Here is a 23468-nt window from a genome sequence, read left to right on the forward strand (position 1 = left end):
TCCCCCTCTCCATGCGCGTGGAGTCGCCGATGAACTCCTGCGTACGCACCGGCCGGAAGGACTTCCATGGACGCCATCTCCGTCATCCGCACCAAGCGGGACCGAGGCGAGCTGACCCCCGAGCAGATCGACTGGGTCATCGACGCGTACACCCGCGGCGAGGTCGCCGACGAGCAGATGTCCGCCCTCGCCATGGCGATCCTGCTCAACGGGATGAACCGCACCGAGATCGCCCGCTGGACCGCCGCGATGATCGCCTCCGGCGAGCGGATGGACTTCGCCGCGCTCTCCCGCCCCACCACCGACAAGCACTCCACCGGCGGCGTCGGCGACAAGATCACCCTGCCGCTCGCCCCGCTGGTCGCCGCGTGCGGTGCCGCCGTGCCGCAGCTCAGCGGCCGGGGCCTCGGCCACACCGGCGGCACCCTGGACAAGCTGGAGTCCATCCCCGGCTGGCGGGCCCACATCACAGGCGAGGAGATGCTGAACGTCCTCGACACCACCGGCGCGGTCATCTGCGCCGCCGGTGACGGCCTCGCCCCCGCCGACAAGAAGCTGTACGCGCTGCGCGACGTCACCGGCACCGTCGAGGCGATCCCGCTCATCGCCAGCTCCATCATGTCCAAGAAGATCGCCGAGGGCACCGGCGCGCTCGTCCTGGACGTCAAGGTCGGCTCCGGCGCCTTCATGAAGACCATCGAGGACGCCCGCGAGCTGGCCTCCACCATGGTCGCGCTCGGCACCGACAGCGGCGTCCGCACGGTCGCGCTGCTCACCGACATGTCGACCCCGCTCGGTCTCACCGCGGGTAACGCCCTGGAGGTACGGGAGTCGGTCGAGGTCCTCGCCGGCGGCGGCCCCCAGGACGTCATCGACCTCACCCTCGCGCTCGCCCGCGAGATGCTGGACGCGGCGGGCCTCAAGGACGCCGACCCCGAGAAGGCGCTCGCCGACGGCTCCGCGATGGACGTCTGGCGCCGCATGATCTCGGCCCAGGGCGGCGACCCGGACGCCACCCTCCCCACCGCCCGCGAGAAGCACATCGTGACGGCCCCGGCCTCCGGCGTCCTGACCCGCCTGGACGCCTACGACGTCGGCGTCGCCGCCTGGCGCCTGGGCGCGGGCCGCGCCCGCAAGGAGGACCCGGTGCAGGCGGGCGCGGGCGTCGAGCTCCACGCCAAGCCCGGTGACACGGTCTCCGAGGGCCAGCCCCTGATGACGCTGCACACGGACACCCCGGAGAAGTTCGACTACGCGCTCAAGGCCCTGCCCGACGCGTACGACATCGCCCCGACGGGCACGCCGTTCGCCCCGCTGCCGGTGGTGCGGGAGCGCATCGCGTAACGCGGCCCGGAGAACGAGCGAGCGGCCCGCCGCACGGAGGAAGTTCCGTGCGGCGGGCCGCCGTTGTGTGCGGGCGGGGTGAACCTCCCGTGCTACCGGGTCACTTGCCCAGGTAGGCGTTGTAGATCTTCACCGAGGACTTGTTGCCCTTCTTGTCGGTGATGTTGGCGGAGAAGGAGATGGCCTTGCCCTTGGCCGGGTTCTTCACCGTGATCTTGCCCTTCTTCACGGTGACCTTCTTCCAGGTCTTGCCGCCGTTGTAACTGACGTACGTCGTCAGCGACTTGAGGTTCTTCCCGGCGGCCGAACCCTGCACCGTCACCGGCACGGAGACCGTCTTGCCCGCCGCCGCCCGGCCGTCCGTGGAGAGCGCGGGGGTGAAGCGGACGGTGGAGGCCGGCAGCTTCGTGTACGCCTTCTTGGAGCGGAACGAGAAGCTGACGTCGACCCGGGTGGAGAGCGCGCCGATCTTCGCGCTGTGCTTCACCGACGAGGTGAGCTTGTAGTCGGCGGCGGCCGCCGGAACGGTGAAGTAGTCCCAGCCCTGGAGCGGGTCCTTCATCTGGGCGTACTTCTTGCCGTTGCGGTGGAGCACCGTCGTGACGGAGGAGAACTCCGGCGCACCGTCGTTGCCCTTGCCGTCCGCCAGCAGCGGAAGGAGGCCGGCGATCTCGTTGCCGTCGCGGTAGATACCGTCGTAGCCGCTCAGCCGGGGGCCGAAGACCCCGGTGTTCACGGTCTTCGCGTACGACTTGCCGGCCTTGTAGGTGACGGGGTTCCCGAGGGAGTACGCCGCCTCGTAGACCGGGTAGCCCTGCTTGTCCTTGCCGCCGACCTGGGCGAAGTCCAGGGCCCAGCGGGTCTTGTCGGTGGTGGCGAGGCGGATCGTACGGACGCCCGGCAGCGCCTGCTTCGCGGGCGCGCCGTACATCTCGTAGCCGCCCGGCAGCGTGGCGACGGGGTAGACCTCGGCGGTCTTCTTCTTGACCGCGCCGACGCCCATGGTCAGCTTCACCGTGGCGAACTGGTTCGCCTTGTACGTCCGCTTGAAGCCCGTGGCGAACTGGGTGACCTTGCCGCCGGTCGCGATGCTGTAGTCGCCCGACGCGCCCGTGTTCCAGTTGCCGGCCCACCGCTGGCTGAGCGAGCCGTCGGTGACCTTCGGGCCGATGTGGGCGGTGCGGAGGGTCCCCTTGGCACCGACCATCCAGCCGTAGGTGATGTCGTACTGCTTGGTCGTGATCGAGTACTCGGTCTGGATGCCGCGGAGCTTGGCCCCCTTCACCGGCAGGGTGACGGCGGCCGGCTTGGTCTTCCGGGCGTCCAGCGTGAGCGTCGTGTTCTTCGTGACGCTCAGCTTCGGCTGGGCGAGCCAGTCGACGTCCGACGTCTTCTTCTTGTCCGTGACGACGCTGCTGTTCAGCACGTAGGTGCCCTTGGGCACCCGGAGCGTGGCCACACCGTTCTTGAGGGCCGAGGTGAACGAGGCGCCGCCGGCGCTCCCGCCCAGATCGTCCAACTCCACGTCCGCCGCGGCCGGGACCTTGCCCGTGCGGCCGATGGCCTTCAGCGTGACGTCGTACGACTCGCGCTCACGGTCGACCGCGGCCGAGGTGCGGACGCTCTGGCCGTCGCCGGTGGCCACGACGTACGCGGAGTACGAGCCCACCTCCGCGCCGCCGAGCCGGGTGTCCGCCGTCAGCGCCACCTGGGCGGTGCCGCCCGCGGGCACGGTGACCTGCGAGGCGCCGAGGGTGAAGAAACCGGCGGGGGCGGGCTTGCCCTTGGGGCCGGTTCCGTCGACCGTCAGGTCGAGCGTGACGTCCGTGGTGCCGAGGTTGCGGTAGGTGACCGGCTTGGAGACCGGGACGTCGTCGGTGTGCGGCCACTGCTGCACACCGAGGTTGACCGAGGCCTGCTCGCTCACGACGGACTGGGTGAGCGCCCGGTCCACCGCGATCCGGCCCGTACCCTGCTGGAACGGGGTGTACGCACCGGGCTTGGTGGAGGACGCCAGCACGCTCTTCAGCTGCTTGTACGTCCACTCCGGGTGCTGCTGCTTGAGCAGGGCCGCGGCGCCCGCGACGTGCGGGGTGGCCATCGACGTACCGTCGATGGTGAGGTAGCCGGGCGGGTTCTCGCCGACCTCCTGAGCGATCTCGGAGCCCTTGGCCGAGGCCGCGGTGATCGCCACGCCGGGGGCGGTGACATCGGGCTTGACGCCGCCGTCGCCCACGCGCGGGCCACGGCTGGAGAAGCCCGCCAGCTTGTCGTTCACGTCGACCGCGCCGACGGTCAGCGCGGCTTCCGCGCTGCCCGGCGAGCCGATCGTGCCCGCGCCGCTGCCCTCGTTGCCCGCCGCGATGGCGAACAGGACGCCCTTCTGGGCCGAGAGCTTGTTGACCGCGGCTTCCAGCGCGTCCACCCCGGGGGTGTCCTCGCCGCCGAGGCTCAGGTTGACGATGTCGGCGCCCTGGGCGACCGCCCACTCCATCCCGGCCAGGATGCCGGAGTCGTCGCCGTACCCGTCGTCCCCGAGGACCTTGCCGGCCAGCAGTTCGGCGTCCGGGGCGACGCCCTTGAACGTGCCACCGGACCTGGCGCCCGTGCCCGCGGCGATCGAGGCGACGTGCGTGCCGTGACCGATGCGGTCCCTGAGGTCGGGCGACTTGGTGAAGTTCTTCGCCGCGGCGATCTTGCCCTTGAGGTCGTCGTGGGTCCCGTCCACACCGGTGTCCAGGACCGCGATCTTGACGCCCTTGCCGGTGTAGCCGGCCTGCCAGGCGGTGGGCGCCCCGATCTGGGCGACGCTGCGGTCCAGGGACGCCTTGCGCCTGCCGTCCAGCCAGATCCGGTCGACGCCGGCGGCGGTGGTGCGCTGGACCTCACCGGTCCGCTCGCTGGTGAGCGCCTGCCACAGGTCCGGCGCGTCCGCCTTCGGCGTCTCGACCGACTCCGCGTTCAGCGAGGTCAGGCTCCGGCCGATCCGGGTGGCGCCCGCGTCCCGGACCTCCGCCTTCGCCCGGGCGCTCTGCGCGCCCCGGTAGCTGACGATGAGCCGCAGGTCCTTCTTCTGGGCCCGGCGGTTCTCCGGCCGGTTCAGCTCGGTGATGTCGAACAGCCGCCGGTCCAGCTTGCCCGAGGCGATGAGCCGCTGGGCGTCGGCGGGTACGACGAGCGTGCGCCCGTCACGTATCTGCTTGTGCACCGGTATCCCGGCACGCCCCTCCGCGGGCTCGAAGCCCACGACCCGGCCCTTGGCGTCCACGGACACCCGGTCACCGGTGATCAGCGTCAGCTGGTGCGCGGCCTTGCCCGGAACCGCCTTGCCCGCGGTTGCGGGCGCGACCGGGCGGGCGGCGGCGGGCGTGGTCATGCCCGCGGCGAGCGCGACGGCGGCAGCCGCGGCGACAGCCGGGACCCCCACCCTCTTCACGTGTCTGTGCAACTCTCCCCCTGGAGAATGAGGCGGTTCCTCTGAACCGTTCACTCAATCTAGAGGGTGAAAATCGTGAAGAGGTTCGCAAGGGATGTGTACGAGTTGTGAGTTGACTCTCTCTGGCCGGAAATCCGCCCCGCGGCGATGAGTTTCGGTCGCCGGACCGGTCCTCCCGTTGTGGCAGCCATCGATCCGATCGTCCTCGTCGTCCCCGGACATCTCACCCGTGATGCCGTACCGGCCCTCTGCGCGGAGCTGGAGACCTTGCTGAACGGCCCCCGGGGCGCCGCGCCGGTCGCGTGCGACGTGGGCGGCGTGGACCGGGCGGACCTGACCCTGGTCGAGGCGGTGGCCCGGCTCGCGCTCGTCGCCCGCCGGGCCGGGCGGCAGCTGCGGCTGCGCCGCGTGGGCCCCGAACTCCAGGGGCTGCTGGACCTGGTGGGGCTGGCGGACGTGGTCGCCCTGGAGGGGCCGGAGGAGCGGGTGCCGGGGCCGTGACCGCCCGGGCAGGTCAGCCCCCGTCCGCCGCCGGAAGCCGGTCGGCCAGGCCGAACAGCGGGATCCAGCGCTCCACGTCGAGGAAGCAGTGCATCCCCGAGATCGCCCCGTCCCGGACGTCGATGACCTGCACCGCCCACGGCACGAAACCGCCGCCCTCCGGGTCGGGCTTGTAGTGCGCGAAGCCCGGGGAGCCGTTGGCCGCCACGGGCACCAGCCGGGAGCCGGCGCAGGCCGCGCCGATGGTGGTCATGAAGCCCGTGATGTCCGAGGTCCCCTGGAGCCACAGGTCGAACGGCGGCATCGTCATCACCGCGTCCTCGTGGAGCAGCGCGGTCAGGGCGGCCATGTCGTACCCCTCGAACGCCTTCACATAGCGCTCCAGAAGCTTCTGCTGCTCCTCGTCGAGGGGGTCCGCCGCGTCCGGGACCCGCCCCTCCGTCTCCGTCAGGGTGGCGCGGGCCCGCTGGAGGGCGCTGTTGACCGAGGCGACGGAGGTCTCCAGCAGCTCGGCGACCTCGGCGGCCTTCCAGGCGAGCACCTCGCGCAGGATCAGCACGGCACGCTGCTTGGGCGGCAGGTGCTGGAGGGCGGCGACGAACGCCAGGCGCACCGACTCCCGCGCCACGGCCGCCTCCGCCGGGTCCTCGACGCTCGGCAGGATGCGGCCGTCCGGCATCGGCTCCAGCCAGACGTTCTCCGGGCGGGGGGTGAGCGCGGCCTGGGCGAGCGGGGTCGGGCCCGTCAGATCGACCGGACGGGCCCGCTTGTTGCCCGCGCTCAGCATGTCCAGGCAGACGTTGGTGGCGATCCGGTAGAGCCAGGAGCGCAGGGACGAGCGGCCCTCGAACTTGTCGAAGTTGCGCCAGGCCCGCACCAGCGTGTCCTGCACCGCGTCCTCGGCCTCGAAGGCGGAGCCGAGCATCCGATAGCAGTACCCGGTCAGCTCGGTCCGGTGGCCTTCGAGACGGGCGTCGACATCCGTGGGGCCCGCTCCGTCCGCAGCGCCGGCCCCCGCCCCCGCGGCCGTCCTCGTCGTCAGATCGCTCATCGCTCCACCCCTGTCCAGCGGCCGCGCCGCGGCATCCGTCACCCGGTACGTCCGAAGCTCACCCGGTACGTCGGAAGCTACCGCAGGCCACTGACAACAGAGGAGGAATGAGGCCGATGGGCGATCGCCGGCCAGGCCCGGTCAGGTCCCGGGCTTGCGCCCGTAGACGTAGACATCGTCGCCGTTCTTCAGCAGTTTCCAGTATGCCTTCGCGTCGGCGGGGCGCATGTTGACGCAGCCCCCGGAGCCCGGCGGGTTGTACATGGACTTGGTGACCGAGTGGAACGCCTGGCCGCCGTCGAAGAACTGCGCGTGCGGCATCCACACCTTGTAGATCGTCGACCAGTGGTTGATGCTGCGCCAGTAGATCTTCTTGGCGCCGGTCCGGGTCTCCGCGCCGTCGCGACCGGTCCGCACCGGCACCGGCCCGTACTTCAGCTTCTTGCCGTCCTGGATCCAGCTCAGCTGCCGGGTCAGGTCGACACAGGCGATACGCCCCTTGTCGGTGGGACACTTCCCGGCCTTGTCGGGGTTCTTCCCGGCGGCCTTCTGGGCGAGCATCGTGTTCATCGTGCGCCAGGTCAGCGGTCCTGCGTAGCCGATGGTGGGGGTGATCCCGTGGGCCTTCTGGAACTTCTGGATCGCCTTGCAGTCGGCCGCCGACTGCTTGCCGTCTACGGGCCGCTTCAGGAACTTCTCGACCTGCTTCTGGTGCGGCCCGGTGGAGGTGGTGCAGGAGGCCGCCTGGGCCGTGGTGCCGGTGCCCAGGACCAGGGCGGGTGCCGCCACCAGACCGGCCACGGAGAGCGCCGCCCCGCGTCGCAGCCGCCCTCCGGGTACTTTCGCCATCACTCCCATGTGACCCAACTCCCCTTCGCCCACAGTGGTTTTGTGGTTACGCCTGGTAGACGCGCGAAGGGGAGGGGTGGTTGCACGGGGGCAGGTCTCGGTTGCGTCGCGTTCCCGCACAGCCGGAATGGCGTACTGCGGAACGGGCCGCCGGAAACTCCGGACTCCGGCAACTCTGGATCGGGCTTTCGAGGGGTCAGCGGGTCGCCGGCACCAGTGCCCGCCGCTCGGCCCGCGCCACCCGGGTCCCGTACAGGGTGATGGAGACGACGCCGAGGACCGCGAGCAGGCCCAGCGCCACCGTCGCCGCCCAGCCGCCCGCGTGGAAGGCGACCGCACCGAGCGTGCCGCCCGCGCTGGAGCCCAGGTAGTACGCCGACTGGTAGAGCGCGGAGGCCTGCGCCCGGCCCGTCGTCGCGGTCCGGCTCACCGAGGACGAGGCGACCGCGTGCCCGGCGAAGAACCCGGCCGTGATCAGCACCAGACCCAGCAGTACGGAGGCCAGCTGGCCGGCGAGCGAGAGCAGCAGCCCGGCCGTGGTGGTGGAGACGGCGAGGTAGAGCGCGCCCCGGCGGCCGAGCCGGGCCACCAGCCGTCCGGCCGCGGCGGAGGAGACCGTACCGACCAGGTAGACCAGGAAGACCGACCCGACGATGCCCTGCGGCAGCGAGAACGGCTCCTCGACCAGCCGGTAGCCGATCACCGTGTAGACCGCGCCGAACACCGTCATGAACAGCGCGCCGATCGCGTACAGCCGCACCAGCAGCGGGTTGGAGAGATGGGTGGCGACGGTCCGCGCCAGCCGCTTCGGGTTCAGCGAACCGGGCTGGAAATGGCGCGCCCTGGGGATCAGGAAGTGGAAGGCCACGGCGCAGGCCACCGCCAGCAGCCCGACCGCCGCGAGCGCCGCGCGCCAGCCCCACAGCTGGGCGACCCAGCCGGTGAGGATGCGGCCGCTCATGCCGCCGATGCTGTTGCCCGCGACGAACAGCCCGATCGCGGCGACCAGCGCCTTGGGCCGTACCTCCTCCGCGAGATACGCCATCGCGGAGGCGGGCAGCCCGGCGAGCGCCGCCCCCTGGATGGCCCGCAGCGCGATCAGCCAGCCGATCGAGGGGGCGAACGGCACCAGCATCCCGACGAGGACCGCGACCGTCAGCGAGGCCGTCATCATCTGCCGCCGCCCGAACCGCTCCGACAGGGCGCTCAGCGGCAGCACGCACAGCGCCAGAGCGCCGGTCGCCGCGGAGACCGTCCAGCTCGCCTGACCCGCGCTCACGCCGTACGCGGCGGAGATCGCGGGCAGCAGGGCCTGGGTGGAGTAGAGGAGGGCGAAGGCCGCGACACCCGCGGCGAAGAGCGCGAAGCTCATCTTGCGGTAGCCGGGGCGGCCGGGCTCCAGCCGCTCGGTGGCGGCGGGCGCGGCGGCGCGGGAGGTGATGACGGGGGACGACGGGGCAGAGGCATCCACGACGACGGTGGATGCCCCGGTATCGGCGGGAGGCATACGACGAACGTAGAGCGACACGTTTCATGCGTCCAATGCACGAAACCGCCATAATCGATCCCATGGTGCATCAACGCAGCTCACAGCCCCGGCTGTCACCGAGCAGTTACGAAGAAGACATCCGGGCCGTCCTCGCGCCCCGCCTCGCGTACTTCGAGGCGGTGGCCCGCCACGAGCATGTGACCCGCGCCGCACACGAGCTCGGCGTCCCGCAGTCCACGCTCTCGCGGGCCATGGTCCGGCTCGAAGCGGACCTGGGTGTCGCCCTGTTCGCCCGCAAGGGCCGCACGGTCTCGCTCACCCCGGCCGGCCGCACCTTCCTCACCTCGGCCGAACGCGCCCTGGCCGAGGTGGAGAAGGCCGCCGACGCGGTCCGCGCGGACGCCGACCTCACGACCGGCCGGGTCTCCTTCGGCTTCCTGCACACCATGGGCTCGGAGACCGTACCCGCCCTGATCCGCGCCTTCCGGGCCGACCACCCCAAGGTCCGCTTCCAGCTCGTCCAGAACTACGGCGAGGCGATGATCGAACGCCTCCGCGCGGGCGGCCTCGATCTCTGCCTCACCTCACCCGTCCCCGACGCTCCCGACCTGGTCACCCGCCGCCTCGACGAACAGCGCCTGCGCCTGGTGGTCCCCGACGACCACCGCCTGGCCTCCCGCCGCCGCATCCGCCTCGCGGAGGCCGCCGACGAAACCTTCGTCACGCTCGAACCCGGTTACGGGCTCCGCCGCATCACCGACGACCTCTGCGCGGAGGCCGGTTTCACCCCGCGCGTCGCCTTCGAGGGCGAGGAGGCCGAAACCCTGCGCGGCCTGGTCGCCGCCGGGTTGGGCGTCGCCCTGCTGCCCCCGCCCGCCGTGGCCCGCCCGGGCGTGGTCGAGCTGACGGTCACGGCCCCGCGCGCGGTCCGCGAGATCGGCGTCGCCTGGCTGGACGGCCACCCGGACACCCCGCCGGTCGCCGCCTTCAAGCGGTTCCTGCTCTCGCGGCGGGGGAACCTGCTGCCGGACTGAGGAGAACCGGACAGCTCGAACGGGGACGGGCGGGCTCCCATGGGCACAGCGGGCGACCACGGGCCGGTGCATCCAGCCTCCCCCCGATTGCCCGGGGGCCCGGGTCTGAAGGGCGTCACCTTCGCGGCCGTCGCCGGCTCGGCCATGGTGCCGCTGCCGCAGAGGCCGGCAGGCGTGCGCACGGCCCGACGGCTCCTGCGTACGGCGTCGCTCAGTGCCGCAGCGACCGGCCGAACCCCGCCGCCAGCGGCATCCGCAGCCCCAGCGGCGGCGGTGCGGCCAGGGCGTCCTTGACCGGGCGCGCGTAGGAGCGGGCGAAGAGGGAGCCTCGTACGAAGTCGGCCGCCAGCGCCACCACTTCGGAGCGGTGCTGGCGTAGCGCGTGGCCGTCGGAGTGGACCTCGAAGCGGCAGGTGTCGCGGTTGGACTTCTTCGCCCGCTCGGCCAGCCGGTACGACAACTCCGGGTCCGTGCGCTCGTCGTTGGTGCCGTGCACGATCAGTACGCGCCGCCCCATGAGCTGCTTCACCGGCTCCGGCTCGGCGGCGGTGTGGTCCGGCAGCCAGGGGGCCATCGCCAGGACCGAGGTGACCGCCCCGTGCCCGGCGGCCCGCAGCGCCGCCCGCCCGCCCATCCCGTGGCCCACCAGGCAGACGGGGACGTCCCCGTACCGCCGCTGGACCTCGTCGGCCGCCCAGGCCGCGTCCTGCGCCGGATGCGCGTCGGTGTCGTTCCAGCCCCGGCAGCGGTAGCGCAGGACGTGCACCGCGAGCCCGTCGCCCTCCCCGGCGCGCGCCAGCGCACGGGCGAACGGCAGCTGGATCGCGTACGACAGGGGGGAGGGGCGGCGCCGTGAGTCGGGCTCCCCGTCCGGGAGCAGCAGGGCCACGCCGCTGACCTCGTAGGGTGCTCCGGCCGTCTGTACGGCCCGTCCCAGCCTGGCGGCAGGCAGGGGGAGTGCGCGCTGTGCCATGACAGAACAGTCTCAGAAGAGCAGGTGTACTCCACCCGACTTTCCGGTCACTGTTGCGCATCGACGGAAAGCGCCGACAGGCGCTCTACGCGCGTAGGCGCTAGAGTGCCAAGATGACGAGCCAGACCCCGAATGTCCCTGATTCCGACCAGATCCGGCGCGCCCCCAAGGTGCTGCTCCACGACCACCTCGACGGCGGCCTGCGCCCGGGCACGATCATCGAGCTGGCCCGCGCGCAGGGTTACGACTCCCTCCCCGAGACCGAGGCCGACAAGCTCGGCATCTGGTTCCGCGAGGCCGCCGACTCCGGTTCGCTGCCCCGGTATCTGGAGACCTTCGCCCACACCTGCGCCGTCATGCAGACCCGCGACGCGCTCTTCCGGGTGGCCGCGGAGTGCGCCGAGGACCTGGCCGAGGACGGCGTCGTCTATGCCGAGGTCCGCTACGCCCCCGAGCAGCACCTGGAGGGCGGCCTGACCCTCGAAGAGGTCGTCGAGGCGGTCAACGCGGGCTTCCGCGAGGGCGAGCGCATCGCCCGCGCCAACGGTCACCGCATCCGCGTCGGCGCCCTGCTCACCGCGATGCGGCACGCCGCCCGCGCGCTGGAGATCGCCGAGCTCGCCAACAGCTACCGCGACCAGGGCGTCGTCGGCTTCGACATCGCGGGCGCCGAGGCCGGCTTCCCTCCCACCCGCCACCTCGACGCGTTCGAGTACCTCAAGCGGGAGAACAACCACTTCACCATCCACGCGGGCGAGGCCTTCGGCCTGCCGTCGATCTGGCAGGCCCTCCAGTGGTGCGGCGCCGACCGGCTCGGCCACGGCGTGCGGATCATCGACGACATCGAGGTCGCGGAGGACGGCTCGGTCTCCCTCGGCCGCCTCGCCTCCTACGTACGGGACAAGCGCATCCCGCTGGAGATGTGCCCGACGTCCAACCTCCAGACCGGCGCCGCCACCTCGTACGCGCAGCACCCCATCGGACTGCTGCGGAAGCTGCATTTCCGCGTCACCGTGAACACGGACAACCGCCTCATGAGCGGGACGAGTATGAGCCGTGAATTCGAGCTGCTGACCGACGCATTCGGATACACACTCGACGACATGCAGTGGTTCACCGTCAATGCGATGAAATCAGCTTTCATTCCTTTCGACGAACGTCTCGCGATGATCAACGAGGTCGTCAAGCCCGGTTACGCCGAGCTGAAGTCCGAGTGGCTTTTCCGGCAGACAGCCGTGACCAGCGGTTCTGTCGCCGCGGCGAGCTGACGTTCGGGGCGTGGGAGATGGCCGGGACGCGAAATCCCGGCCATTTTCCGCGTGTCGGGATGTTTGCGGCCGGGGCCGCGGGATGACTACCGTGCAGAGCCGCTCACATCCCCTTCCCCAAGGATGAATTCTTCATGAAGAAGACCGCTGCCAAGACTCTCGGTGTCGCCGCCCTCGGTGCCGCTTTCGCCGCTGCCGCCGCCGGGAGCGCCTCCGCCGCCCCCTCGCTGCCCCTCGACACCGCGGCCGGCGCGCTCCCCGTCTCCACCATGGCGCTGGACACCGTCGCCAAGACCGCCCAGAACGCTCCGGTCCAGGAGACCGTCGGCAAGGTCCTCGGCGGGGACGCCACCGACGCCGCCGCCCCGGTCACCGGCCTGCTCGGTGGACTGCCCACGCAGGGCCTGACCGCCAACGGCATCCCGCTCGGCGGCTGACCGCACCCGCGGACGCGTGTGGGGCGCACACCCTGACCAGGGTGTGCGCCCCACCGTCATGTCCGGAGCCCGCTGCGGCCGGTCGCGTCACCAGGCCGTCGCGGACGAGGAGGACTTCTCCGCGGGCAGCAGCGCCCACAGGGCCAGATAGACCAGGAACTGCGGACCGGGCAGCAGGCACGAGACGACGAAGATGACGCGCATCGTGGAGGCCGAGGTGCCGAAGCGCCGTGCCAGCCCCGCGCACACTCCGCCGATCATGCGTCCTTCGGTGGGGCGGACCAGTGCGGCCATGGTGGGCTCCTTCGCGATACGTAGCGGTGGGAGCGGGTCTGTCGTGTCCTGCTCCGCCGGGAAGCCGGGAGCCGGTCTGTGCTGCTCCCGATGTATCCATGGTGCATCCGCCGGGAGGGACAAAGCATCGCTCTACGGGGCGATGCCGACCCTGGTAATCGTCGGGGTCGACCCCCCAGGGGCCTCGTCCCTGAGACGGGCCTCCTGCCGGTACCGGGGAAGGTCCCGTACGCCCGGCACCCCCCGGCGGCGCAGCCGCGCCCGGCAGACCGGGACGACCAGCAGATGGGCCAGGACCACGCCGGTGGTGTTCAGCAGCACCGAGTCGATGTCGACCACCTGGCCCGGCACCCCGGTCTGACCCAGCTCGATGGCGAGCGAGATCAGCGCCCCGGCCGCCACCGTCCGCAGCAGCGACACCCAGGGGGAGACGAAGACCCGCCCCCCGGCCATCGGCAGCAGCACCCCGAGCGGGGCCAGCAGGACCAGCGCCCCGCCGATCCGCCGCGCGGCCTCGGCCGGGCCCAGCGCGAGGTCGGCCCTGATGGAGGCGAGCGGCTCGAAGTTGGCGGCGGTCGTCCAGGGGACGTCCAGCGGGCGCAGCGTCAGCCACCCGACGAGCAGCAGATGCGCGAAGAGGAGAGTGACCCCCGCCGCGCGGAAGCGGATGACGGTCTGACCGTCCGAACCTTGACGCACACCCACCAGGACGCCCCGGGCGGGGGGATCGGTTCCGGCGACTTCGCCGGGGTCTGCGGCGTACCGGCCCTCAGTTCAGTTCGAGTGCGTCCGGGGTCGTCACGTCCTGCGGCCGGGACTTCGTCTGCGAGGTGCACAGATAGCCGCGCGGCGGGTAATCGCCGGGCCCGCCCAGCACCACCGTGCCGCCCGCCACGAGCGCCTCGTTCTCCGCGTACGTGCACACCAGCTGCGCCAGCGCCTCCGTCGACAGGTCCTCGGGCTGGCTGCTCAGCCGCAGGGTGCCCGCCGGGTCGTCCGCGCGGGAGGGCCCCACCCGCAGCTCGGAGGGGACCGCCGTGGCGAACCCGGCCACGCGCTCGTCCTCGGGCGGCGCCTGCTGCACCTGCTCCAGCAGGGCGCGGGCGGCCACCAGCCGGTCCGAGCCGGCCGCACCGGCGGGCGCCGGCCGGTCCACGGCCACCAGCTGCGAGGCGCAGAGCAGGTACACCGATGCCGCCACGCTGTCCGGCGACCGGGTCGTGACATCCCCCGAGGCCACCTTGCACGGCCCCCGGGAGGGCGCGGCACCGGCGTCCACGGGCACGGACGTCGTCCGGATCCCGCACCCCGAGGCGAGCGCGGCGACGGCCAGCACGGCACCGAGCGCGAAGACCGCACGGGCCCGCAGCCGGGACGCGACGGCCGCACGGGACCGCAACGGGGACGTGACGGCCGCGCGCATCGGCAGCCGGGACACGCCGGCCGCACGCGTCGGCGGCCGGGACGTCGCGGCAGCCGCACGCCACCGCAGCCGGAACGCACCCGTACCCGCACCCCTGCCCGTCACGACACCCCACCGTCCTCGCCCTTGCCCCCGGCCCCCTCGTCCCGCCCGTTCGGGTCCTGGTCCGACGACGCCCCGCCCCCCGTCAGCTTCTCGGCGTCGCGCGGCAGCCGCAGGACGAACACCGCACCGCCGTCGGGGGAGTTGGCGGCCGTGATGTCACCGCCGTGGATGTGCGCGTTCTCCATGGCGATGGAGAGGCCGAGCCCGCTGCCCTCCGAACGCGGCCGGGAGGCGCTGGCCTTGTAGAACCGGTCGAAGACATGCGGCAGCACCTCCTCGGGGATACCAGGACCGTGGTCCCGTACCTCGATGACCAGCTCCTCGCCCTCGGTCCGCACCCGGACCCCCACCGGCGAACCTCCGTGCTTCAGCGCGTTGCCGATCAGATTGGCCAGGATCACATCGAGGCGGCGCGGGTCGAGGCGGACCATCATGCCGCGCTCCGCGTCCAGGTCCACCGCGTCCAGCCAGGCCCGCGCGTCGATGCACGCGGTGACCTGGTCGGCCACGTCCACGTCGTCCAGGACCAGCCGCGCGGTGCCCGCGTCGAAGCGGGTCACCTCCATCAGGTTCTCCACCAGGTCGTTCAGCCGCCGGGTCTCGCTCACCACGAGGTGCACGGCGGGCGCGATCATCGGGTCGAGGCTGTCCGCCTCGTCCTCCAGCACCTCGGCCACCGCGGTGATCGCGGTCAGCGGGGTGCGCAGCTCGTGCGACATGTCGGCGACGAACCGCCGGCTGGACTCCTCCCGCGCGCTCATGTCCGCGACCTTCTTCTCCAGCGAGCTGGCGGTCCGGTTGAACGTACGGGAGAGATCGGCGAGTTCGTCCGTACCGGAGACGGTGAGCCGGGTGTCGAGTTTGCCCTCGCCGAGCTTGCGGGCCGCGTCGCCGAGCCGCTGCACCGGGCGCAGCACCGTCGTCGCGGCGGCCTGGGCCAGCAGCGCCGAACCGATCAGCGCCAGGGTGGTGGCGATCCCCAGCGACCAGGCCAGCGAGTTGAGGTCCTGCCGCTCCTGGTCGAGGGACTTGAGCATGTACCCGGTGGGGCCGCCGCCGATGATCCGCGTACCGGCGACGAGGTACGGGGTGCCCGCGATGCTCGTACGCTGCCAGAACAGGTGGTACTCGTGCTCGTTGTTCGAGTTCAGCGGCTGCTTGCGGGCCACCTGCTCGCGCAGCGAGTCCGGTACGTCGTTCAGGGTGAAGGCGTCCAGGTCGGAGTAGCCGACGATCGGCTTGCCGCGCTCACGCTCGTCCTCCAGCAGCACGTTGTAGCCGGGGCCGCCGGAGGCCATCTGCCCGGCGGCCCGCTGGAGAGCGTCCTTGGGAGGCCGTACCGGCAGCGTCGCAGCCGTCTCCTGCATCTGCCGCCGGAAGTCGTCGAGAGCGGTGTCCTGCGTACGGGTCAGCACGGCCTCGCGGTTGAGCCAGTACGCGATCCCCGACGCGGAGACCGCGGCGGTCAGCGCGACCAGCGCGAACACCACGACGAGCCGCAGCCGCAGGCTGGTCCAGCGCAGGCCCGCCCGGATCGACCGCTTGGTCCTCTCCGTCACTGAGGCGGGTCCAGCCGGTAGCCCACGCCCCGCACCGTACGGATCAGGGTCGGCGAGGACGGCACGTCCTCCACCTTGGCGCGCAGCCGCTGGACACAGGCGTCCACCAGCCGTGAGTCACCCAGGTAGTCGTGCTCCCACACCAGGCGCAGCAGCTGCTGGCGGGAGAGGGCCTGGCCGGGCCGGCGGCTCAGCTCCAGCAGGAGCCGCAGCTCGGTCGGCGTGAGCTGAAGATCCTCACCGCCCTTGGTGACGGTCATGGCGGAGCGGTCGATGACCACGTTGCCGAAGGTCGCCGAGTCGGTCGACTCGCGCTCCCCGCGGCGCAGCACCGCCCGGATCCGGGCGTCCAGCACCCGGCCCTGGACGGGTTTGACCACATAGTCGTCCGCGCCGGACTCCAGTCCCACCACGACGTCGATGTCGTCGCTGCGCGCGGTCAGCAGAATGATCGGCAGCTGGTCGGTGCGCCGGATACGCCGGCACACCTCGAAACCGTCGATCCCGGGCAGCATGACGTCCAGCACGACCAGGTCGGGGCGCTGCTCGCGCAGCAGCTCCAGGCCGTCCTCTCCCGTCGCCGCGGTGGCCACACGGTGGCCCTGGCGTGACAGCGAGAGTTCGAGGGCCGTGCGGATGGCGTCGTCGTCCTCGATCAGCAACAGGAAAGGCACGAGCGTCATTCTGGCCCATGGTGGCGCTTCAGTTCGACCTGTGGCCCCTCCCATTGTCCGGACGCACCCGCGATCCACCGTTGGGCACGGCCGCGACCGCCCCTGTGACAGGCCTGTGACAGTCGGGGGACAGCGCCATGAAACTGCCCCGGCAAGCTCTTGGTCAGCAGGAAACGAACGAAGGACTTCACCGATTCCCACCGATAGGGGGCGCGAGATGAACGCACTGCACAGCACCGGCTCAAGCGCAGTTGCGACGCGTCTCCACGATGTCGGCCGGAACACGGAGAAGTCCGGTGCGATGAGCGTGATGAACGTGCGGGGGTGCGTTCGGAGCGCGGGGCGTCCGTACCTGCCGTCGCAGTCGGCCGCGGAGCAGCCGCGTACGACGTACATGACGGTGGTCGACGCCCCCACGGGGGAAAGCACGGGGGAGAACGGGGGAAGCGCGTACGGGGAGGTCACGGGGGACCGCCCCCGGACGGAGACCGAGGGAGCCGAAGCGGCGTTCACGGCCTACGTCCAGGAGCGGCGGGCCTCCCTGTACGCCACCGCCTACCACCTGACCGGCGACCGGTTCGAGGCCGAGGACCTGCTGCAGAGCGCCCTCTTCTCGACCTACCGGGCGTGGGACAGGATCAGCGACAAGGCGGCGGTCGGCGGCTATCTGCGCCGCACCATGACCAACCTGCACATCAGCGCCTGGCGCAGGCGCAAGCTGAACGAATACCCGACCGAGGAGCTGCCGGAGACGGTGGGCGACATGGACGCGATGCGCGGCACGGAGCTGCGGGCGGTGCTCTGGCAGGCACTGGCCCGGCTGCCCGAACTCCAGCGCACGATGCTGGTCCTGCGGTACTACGAGGGCCGCACCGACCCGGAGATCGCGTCGATCCTCGACATCAGTGTCGGCACGGTGAAGTCCAGCATCTGGCGGTCCCTCCGCCGGCTGCGCGAGGACGAGGTCCTCAGCTTCGGCCGTGACGAGCAGGAGTCCTTCGGCGAGCTGGTGGCCTGAGGCTACGGGGGAACGGCCACTGCATCGGGGGAGGCAGGGGCCACGGGGGAGCAGTGAAAACGGGATCCGAGGGGGTCCGGGGGAAACACGGGGGAACGGCCCGTCGCTTCGGGGGAGGCGCGGGACACGGGGGAAACGCAGCGGGGTCGTACGGGCCGGGGGGTCCTGTACGGCCCCGTTCGCTGTGCGCCATGGCCGTTACGGTGTGGTCGGCGCCGGTGTCCCCGGCCCCGGCGAACCAGGAAGTGAGCGAGTGGGCACAGCGCGAGCAGCCGGCCGTACGCGTCCGGCGCCGGAGCAGGTGGACGCGGTGCTCCCGGGGCCGCACCGTCCGGATGCCGAGGGGGACGGCCCGGATGACGACGACCTGACGGACACGAGGCGCAGGGTCGAGAAGTCGTCCGTCATCCCCTGGAGGCGGGCAAGCGCCACGAGGACTTGCCGAAGCGGGACACCTACTTCGCCCCCTTCATGAAGGCCGCCGTCCAGACCTTCGGCTGCGCGGCCCCCGCCACCGGTCGAGGCGGCTACTCCGGCACCGTCACCCGTCGGCACCGCCCCGCCGCCGCTGCCGCCAGTCTGCCCAGCGCCTCGTCCTTGGCGCACGGATACGCCCCCAGCGCCGTCTGGCGGGCCACGATGCGGCGTTCGGCCCGCATCAGGCGCCAGCCTCGGCGGAGCAGGAACGGGACCGACTTGCGTCCCTCGCGCAGGTCCCGGACCAGGCGGCGGCGGAACGTGGTGGAGGGACGGCCGCGCAGGCAGAGCGCGTCCGCCAGCAGGCCCAGTTCCTGGCAGCGGCCCACGATGTCGGCCGCGAAGATGCCCTCGGCCACGAAGAGCGGCGAGCGCTCGATGTGGAAGCCCTCACGGCCCGTACGGGAGCTGGTGGCGATGTCGTACACCGGAACGTCCGTACGGCCGGACCGGCACAGCTCGGCGATGGCCGCCACCGCCGCGTCCGCGTCCCAGGACGCGGCGGAGTCCCAGTCGATGTCCGTGGAGCCCGGGACCCGGGGCAGCGTCGGGTCGTCGTGCTCCTTGTAGAAGTCGTCCAGGCGCAGCACCGGGAGGCCGGTGCGGGCGGCCAGGACGGACTTGCCGGAGCCGGAGGGGCCCGCGAGCAGCACGACGCGGGTCGGGATCGGGAGGGAACGGGAACTCACAGAACAGAAGTGTGAGGCATTGACCCGCGCAGGGGACCACCCGGGCCTCCTGTTGGTATCCAGCGTCACACCTCAACTACTCTGCGCGTACGCACGATTACCCGACCAGGTCGATCAGGTGGAAACATGGCACTTCACGCACGCAAGCCCGAACGCCGCGCCCTGCTGCGCGCCGGTCTGACCGTGACCGCGCTGGGAGCGGCCCTGGGGGCCGGTGCGGGCGCCGCCCAGGCCGCTCCCCAGCTGCCTCCGGTCGCCGAGATCCCCGAGCAGGGCACCGCGGCCGTCCAGGCCGTCACCGAGAGCGCCGGGCCCGCGGTGACCAGCGCGCTCGGCACCTCGCTGACGAACAGCATCCGGCCCATCACCGAACTCCAGCTGCATCCGCTGGCCAAGACCGGGGTGGACCCGCTGGACAACGCGGTCGGCACCCAGGTCGCCGACTTCCAGCCGGTGTCGACCGCCCTGCTCACCGACCCGCTCACCAGCGGCGGTGCGATCAGCGACCTGCCGGTGGTGGGGCAGGTGACCCGCCTGGTCACGGGCTGACGTCTGCGGCACGGCACGACGAACGGGGCCGCCCCGGTGGGTGAGGGGCGGCCCCGTTCGTGCGTGGGGGAAGGCTCAGGAGGACAGGGGCGTCAGTACGACGACCCCGACGCCCCCAGTGCACCCGTCGGGTGCCAGACCGTCTTGGTCTCCAGGAACGCCGTCAGCCGGTGCGTGCCGGGCGCGGCCGACCAGTCGGTGGACACGTCCGAGCCGTCCGCCTCGGCGGGCAGCGGGCGCAGGACCCGCTTCAGGTTGTCCGCCGCCGCGATCTCCAGCTCCTTGGCCAGCTCCGGGCCGGCGCCGGTGAGGTCGATCGCGTTCACGTCCTGGTGGGCGGCGAGCGGGGCCGCCAGCTCCGCCGTGGCGCCCGACAGGATGTTGACCACACCGCCGGGGACGTCCGAGGTGGCCAGCACCTCGCCCAGCGAGAGCGCGGGCAGCGGGGCGTCGGCCGAGGCGATGACGACCGCCGTGTTGCCGGTCGCGATCACCGGGGCGATCACCGAGACCAGGCCCAGCAGCGAGGACCCCTGCGGCGCGAGGACCGCGACCACACCCGTCGGCTCCGGGGTGGAGAGGTTGAAGAACGGGCCCGCGACCGGGTTCGCCCCGCCCGAGATCTGCCCGATCTTGTCGGTCCAGCCCGCGTACCAGACCCAGCGGTCGATCGACGCGTCCACCACGGCCGCCGCCTTGGACTTCGACAGCCCCTCGGAGGCCGCCACCTCGCGGACGAACTGCTCCTTGCGGCCCTCCAGCATCTCGGCGACGCGGTAGAGGACCTGGCCGCGGTTGTACGCCGTCGCCCCCGACCAGCCGCCGAACGCCTTCCGCGCGGCCACGACGGCGTCACGCGCGTCCTTGCGCGAGGACTGCGGCGCGTTGGCGAGCCACTGGCCCTTGGAGTCCGTCACCTCGTACACCCGGCCGCTCTCGGAGCGGGGGAACTTGCCCCCCACGTACAGCTTGTAGGTCTTGAAGACGCCAAGTCGGTTCTGCTCAGACATCGAGGTACGCCTCCAGGCCGTGGCGGCCGCCCTCGCGGCCGTAGCCCGACTCCTTGTAGCCGCCGAACGGCGACGTCGGGTCGAACTTGTTGAACGTGTTGGCCCAGACGACGCCCGCGCGGAGCTTGTCGGCGACCGCGAGGATGCGGGAGCCCTTCTCCGTCCAGATGCCCGCCGAGAGGCCGTACTGGCTGTTGTTGGCCTTGGCGACCGCCTCGTCCGGGGTACGGAACGAGAGCACGGAGAGCACCGGGCCGAAGATCTCGTCACGGGCGACCGTGTGGGCCTGCGTGACGTCGGTGAACAGCGTCGGCGGGAACCAGTAACCCGACGACGGCAGTGCGCAGGGCGCGCTCCAGCGCTCCGCGCCCTCCGCCTCGCCGGTCTCCACCAAGGCGGTGATCCGGGCGAGCTGCTCGGCGGAGTTGATCGCGCCGATGTCGGTGTTCTTGTCCAGCGGGTCGCCGAGGCGCAGCGTCGAGAGCCTCCGCTTCAGCGCGTCCAGCACCTCGTCCTGCACCGACTCCTGGACCAGCAGCCGGGAGCCCGCGCAGCAGACCTGGCCCTGGTTGAAGAAGATGCCGGTGACGATGCCCTCGACGGCCTGGTCGATGGGGGCATCGTCGAAGACGATGTTGGCGCCCTTGCCGCCCAGCTCCAGCGTGACCTTCTTGTCGGTGCCCGCGACCGAGCGCGCGATGGCCTTGCCGACGGCGGTCGAACCGGTGAAGGCGACCTTGTTGACGTCCGGGTGCGTGACGACAGCCTCGCCCGCGTCCCCGTAACCCGTGAGGATGTTGACGACACCCTTGGGGAGTCCCGCCTGACGGCAGATGTCCGCGAAGAAGAGGGCGGAGAGCGGAGTCGTCTCGGCCGGCTTAAGCACCACCGTGTTGCCCGTGGCGAGCGCCGGGGCGATCTTCCACGCCAGCATCAGCAGCGGGAAGTTCCACGGGATGACCTGGCCCGCCACACCCAGCGGCCGGGGGCTGGCCCCGTATCCCGCGTGGTCCAGCTTGTCGGCCCAGCCCGCGTAGTAGAAGAAGTGCGCGGCGACCAGCGGGAGGTCCGCGTCGCGGGTCTCCCTGATCGGCTTACCGTTGTCGAGGGTCTCCAGGACGGCCAGCTCACGGCTGCGCTCCTGGATGATCCGGGCGATCCGGAACAGGTACTTGGCGCGCTCGGAGCCGGGCAGCGCCGACCACTTCTCGAACGCCTTTTGGGCCGCCTTCACGGCCCGGTCCACGTCCGCCGCGCCCGCCTGCGCGACCTCGGAGAGCACCTCCTCGGTGCTCGGCGAGACGGTCTTGAAGACCTTGCCGTCGGCCGCCTCGGTGAACTCACCGTCGATGAACAGCCCGTAGGACGGGGCGATGTCGACGACGGAACGGGACTCCGGCGCCGGTGCGTACTCGAATGCGGATGCCATGGCGTATCAGTCCACCGTCACGTAATCGGGGCCGGAGTAACGGCCGGTACTGAGCTTCTGGCGCTGCATCAGCAGGTCGTTGAGGAGGCTGGAGGCGCCGAACCGGAACCAGTGGTTGTCCAGCCAGTCCTCACCCGCCGTCTCGTTCACCAGCACCAGGAACTTGACCGCGTCCTTGGTCGTGCGGATCCCGCCGGCCGGCTTCACACCGATCTGTACGCCGGTCTGTGCCCGGAAGTCGCGGACGGCCTCCAGCATCAGCAGCGTGTTGGCGGGGGTGGCGTTGGTGGCCACCTTGCCGGTCGAGGTCTTGATGAAGTCCGCGCCCGCCAGCATCCCGAGCCAGGAGGCGCGGCGGATGTTGTCGTACGTGGAGAGCTCGCCGGTCTCGAAGATCACCTTGAGGCGGGCGGTCCCGCACTCGGCCTTCACGGCCACGATCTCCTCGTAGACCTTCAGGAAGCGGCCGGAGAGGAAGGCACCCCGGTCGATCACCATGTCGATCTCGTCGGCCCCGGCCGCCACGGCGTCGCGGACGTCCGCGAGCTTGACGTCCAGCGCGGCACGGCCGGCCGGGAAGGCGGTCGCCACGGACGCCACCTTCACACCGGAACCGGCGAGCGCGGCGGTGGCGGTCGCCACCATGTCGGGGTAGACGCAGACCGCGGCGGTGCGCGGGGTCGTGCGGTCGAGCGGGTCGGGGTGGACGGCCTTGGCGGCGAGAGCCCGGACCTTGCCCGGGGTGTCCGCGCCTTCCAGCGTCGTCAGGTCGATCATTGAGATCGCGAGATCGATGGCGTACGCCTTGGCCGTCGTCTTGATCGAACGGGTTCCGAGGGCGGCGGCGCGCGCTTCGAGGCCGACGGCGTCGACGCCGGGCAGCCCGAAGAGGAAGCGGCGCAGCGCACTGTCGGACGCCGTCGCGTCGGAGAATGCGGGAGCAGTGGTGGGCATGGTCACCAGGGGAGCATATCTACGCGCGTAGCGACCTGTACAGGGGTCCCGCTCAACCGTGCGCACCGCCACACATGCGCCCGGGGCAGATGACCGCTCCTCCGGGCCCGTCAGGCAGAATCGCCCCATGACGAGCCCCACACCCCCCGCAGAGCCGCAGTTCGCCGACCGGACCTACCGCTCGACATCCGCGCTGGTCTGCGGAGTGCTGCTTCTCACCCTGGTCGTCGTGATGGCCGGGGACGCCCTGCTCCGGGGTGACGGACAGGCGCCCTGGCTGGCCCTGGCCGCCCTCCTCACCGCTGTGCCGCTGATCGTGGCGTTCACCCTGCGGCCCGTCGTCTCCGTGAACGACGAGCGGATCCGCATCCGCAACCCGTTCCGGACGATCCGGCTGCCCTGGGCCGAGGTCGCCGACGTCCGAGCCGGGTACTCCTCCGAGCTGATCGCCGCCGGCGGCACCAAGTACCAGCTGTGGGCCATCCCGGTCTCCCTGCGCGACCGCAAGAAGGCCTCGCGCGCCGCCGGCCGCGCGCCGCACAAGGACGCCTACGGCCGCTTCTCGCCCGGCGCCGGCACGGGCGCCGACGCCCATCGGCACAGCGCGCCGCCCGTCGCGGCCGCCGACCAGACGATCATGGAGCTGCGGGGGCTCGCGGAGAAGGCGGGTGACCCGGCGGGCGGGACCACGACGGGCTCGGTGCGCTGGGCGTACGAGGTGATCGCACCGGCCGTCGTGGGGGTGGTGCTGTTCGTGGCGCTGTGGGCGATCGGCTGAGGGCCCGCACGCCGTCCGGAACGGAAGGACCGGCCTTCCCCGGCCCGCACGCGGTACAGCGCGGAAGGACCGGCCTCCCTGGCCCGCACGCCGTACAGCGCCGAAGGACCGGCCCCCCCTCCTGCAG

The 23468-nt window shown here is 71.7% G+C and carries 22 protein-coding genes; 8 read left to right on the forward strand and 14 right to left on the reverse strand.

All coding sequences use genetic code 11. The annotated features are described in order from the left end of the window. The first annotated feature begins 66 nt into the window (after positions 1–66). On the forward strand, positions 67–1344 hold the full coding sequence (locus tag D6270_RS21595) for a thymidine phosphorylase (RefSeq protein ID WP_109163971.1): 1278 nt from the start codon (positions 67–69) through the stop codon (positions 1342–1344). Positions 1345–1444: 100 nt separating this feature from the next. Here D6270_RS21595 and D6270_RS21600 read toward each other — a convergent pair whose 3' ends face one another. After that, entirely contained in the window at positions 1445–4780 is a 3336-nt protein-coding gene (locus tag D6270_RS21600; RefSeq protein WP_109163970.1) for a S8 family peptidase, read from the reverse strand. A 147-nt stretch (positions 4781–4927) separates the two neighbouring features. On the opposite strand from D6270_RS21600, the gene D6270_RS21605 reads away from it, so the two are divergent. Further along, on the forward strand, positions 4928–5281 hold the full coding sequence (locus D6270_RS21605; protein ID WP_109163969.1) for an STAS domain-containing protein: 354 nt from the start codon (positions 4928–4930) through the stop codon (positions 5279–5281). A gap of 13 nt (positions 5282–5294) precedes the next feature. Here D6270_RS21605 and D6270_RS21610 read toward each other — a convergent pair whose 3' ends face one another. The 3 genes from D6270_RS21610 to D6270_RS21620 form a co-directional block, all read right to left on the reverse strand. Next, positions 5295–6332 carry a sigma-70 family RNA polymerase sigma factor gene (locus D6270_RS21610; RefSeq protein WP_109163968.1) on the reverse strand — a complete coding sequence of 346 codons (1038 nt, stop codon included), beginning with the start codon at positions 6330–6332 and terminating at the stop codon, positions 5295–5297. A 141-nt stretch (positions 6333–6473) separates the two neighbouring features. Then, positions 6474–7190 carry a L,D-transpeptidase family protein gene (locus D6270_RS21615; RefSeq protein ID WP_109163967.1) on the reverse strand — a complete coding sequence of 239 codons (717 nt, stop codon included), beginning with the start codon at positions 7188–7190 and terminating at the stop codon, positions 6474–6476. A gap of 187 nt (positions 7191–7377) precedes the next feature. Then, positions 7378–8688: an MFS transporter gene (locus D6270_RS21620; protein WP_109163966.1), complete on the reverse strand. Its 1311-nt coding sequence runs from the start codon at positions 8686–8688 to the stop codon at positions 7378–7380. Between the two features lie 62 nt (positions 8689–8750). Between D6270_RS21620 and D6270_RS21625 the strand changes: the two genes are divergently transcribed. Further along, on the forward strand, positions 8751–9704 hold the full coding sequence (locus D6270_RS21625; RefSeq protein ID WP_109163965.1) for a LysR family transcriptional regulator: 954 nt from the start codon (positions 8751–8753) through the stop codon (positions 9702–9704). A gap of 211 nt (positions 9705–9915) precedes the next feature. Here the strand turns inward: D6270_RS21625 and D6270_RS21630 are convergent, their stop codons facing one another. Next, positions 9916–10677 (reverse strand): alpha/beta hydrolase, encoded by a 762-nt coding sequence (locus D6270_RS21630; protein WP_109163964.1) that lies wholly within the window; start codon positions 10675–10677, stop codon positions 9916–9918. A 113-nt stretch (positions 10678–10790) separates the two neighbouring features. Between D6270_RS21630 and D6270_RS21635 the strand changes: the two genes are divergently transcribed. Next, positions 10791–11945: an adenosine deaminase gene (locus D6270_RS21635; RefSeq protein ID WP_109163963.1), complete on the forward strand. Its 1155-nt coding sequence runs from the start codon at positions 10791–10793 to the stop codon at positions 11943–11945. Between the two features lie 134 nt (positions 11946–12079). Beyond that, positions 12080–12382 (forward strand): hypothetical protein, encoded by a 303-nt coding sequence (locus D6270_RS21640; RefSeq protein ID WP_109163962.1) that lies wholly within the window; start codon positions 12080–12082, stop codon positions 12380–12382. An 87-nt stretch (positions 12383–12469) separates the two neighbouring features. Here the strand turns inward: D6270_RS21640 and D6270_RS21645 are convergent, their stop codons facing one another. From D6270_RS21645 to afsQ1, 5 genes are all read right to left on the reverse strand, one after another. Next, positions 12470–12676: a PspC domain-containing protein gene (locus D6270_RS21645; protein WP_109163961.1), complete on the reverse strand. Its 207-nt coding sequence runs from the start codon at positions 12674–12676 to the stop codon at positions 12470–12472. A gap of 132 nt (positions 12677–12808) precedes the next feature. Further along, entirely contained in the window at positions 12809–13375 is a 567-nt protein-coding gene (locus tag D6270_RS21650) for a VanZ family protein (RefSeq protein ID WP_204117198.1), read from the reverse strand. Positions 13376–13445: 70 nt separating this feature from the next. Continuing rightward, entirely contained in the window at positions 13446–14099 is a 654-nt protein-coding gene (locus tag D6270_RS21655; RefSeq protein ID WP_225977073.1) for a hypothetical protein, read from the reverse strand. Positions 14100–14200: 101 nt separating this feature from the next. Further along, entirely contained in the window at positions 14201–15763 is a 1563-nt protein-coding gene (locus D6270_RS21660) for an ATP-binding protein (RefSeq protein ID WP_109163959.1), read from the reverse strand. Then, complete coding sequence (gene afsQ1, locus D6270_RS21665) at positions 15760–16437, reverse strand: two-component system response regulator AfsQ1 (RefSeq protein ID WP_204117197.1); 678 nt, start codon at positions 16435–16437, stop codon at positions 15760–15762. Before afsQ1 ends, D6270_RS21660 begins: the two co-directional genes overlap by 4 nt. A 217-nt stretch (positions 16438–16654) precedes the next feature. Here afsQ1 and D6270_RS21670 point away from each other — a divergent pair, with 217 nt between their 5' ends. Beyond that, positions 16655–17455: a SigE family RNA polymerase sigma factor gene (locus tag D6270_RS21670; protein WP_109163957.1), complete on the forward strand. Its 801-nt coding sequence runs from the start codon at positions 16655–16657 to the stop codon at positions 17453–17455. A gap of 527 nt (positions 17456–17982) precedes the next feature. Here the strand turns inward: D6270_RS21670 and D6270_RS21680 are convergent. Beyond that, the gene (locus D6270_RS21680) at positions 17983–18690 is read right to left on the reverse strand and encodes a uridine kinase (RefSeq protein ID WP_109163955.1); all 708 of its coding nucleotides are present in this window, start codon (positions 18688–18690) and stop codon (positions 17983–17985) included. Between the two features lie 57 nt (positions 18691–18747). Between D6270_RS21680 and D6270_RS21685 the strand changes: the two genes are divergently transcribed. Then, positions 18748–19170, forward strand: a complete 423-nt coding sequence (locus D6270_RS21685) for a hypothetical protein (protein ID WP_109163954.1) — start codon at positions 18748–18750, stop codon at positions 19168–19170. A gap of 92 nt (positions 19171–19262) precedes the next feature. On the opposite strand, the gene D6270_RS21690 is transcribed toward D6270_RS21685, so the two are convergent. Genes D6270_RS21690 through deoC form a run of 3 tightly spaced genes read right to left on the reverse strand, consistent with a single transcriptional unit; the run spans position 19263 to position 22563 of the window. Continuing rightward, positions 19263–20180 carry an aldehyde dehydrogenase family protein gene (locus tag D6270_RS21690; protein ID WP_109163953.1) on the reverse strand — a complete coding sequence of 306 codons (918 nt, stop codon included), beginning with the start codon at positions 20178–20180 and terminating at the stop codon, positions 19263–19265. Continuing rightward, positions 20173–21609 carry an aldehyde dehydrogenase family protein gene (locus D6270_RS21695; RefSeq protein ID WP_109163952.1) on the reverse strand — a complete coding sequence of 479 codons (1437 nt, stop codon included), beginning with the start codon at positions 21607–21609 and terminating at the stop codon, positions 20173–20175. Before D6270_RS21695 ends, D6270_RS21690 begins: the two co-directional genes overlap by 8 nt. Before the next feature lie 6 nt (positions 21610–21615). Further along, positions 21616–22563 carry a deoxyribose-phosphate aldolase gene (deoC, locus tag D6270_RS21700; protein ID WP_109167320.1) on the reverse strand — a complete coding sequence of 316 codons (948 nt, stop codon included), beginning with the start codon at positions 22561–22563 and terminating at the stop codon, positions 21616–21618. A gap of 127 nt (positions 22564–22690) precedes the next feature. On the opposite strand from deoC, the gene D6270_RS21705 reads away from it, so the two are divergent. Then, complete coding sequence (locus D6270_RS21705; protein WP_109163951.1) at positions 22691–23341, forward strand: PH domain-containing protein; 651 nt, start codon at positions 22691–22693, stop codon at positions 23339–23341. Positions 23342–23468 lie beyond the last annotated feature (127 nt).

Origin of the sequence: Streptomyces griseus subsp. griseus (assembly GCF_003610995.1) — a bacterium.
Taxonomy (GTDB): Bacteria; Actinomycetota; Actinomycetes; order Streptomycetales; family Streptomycetaceae; genus Streptomyces.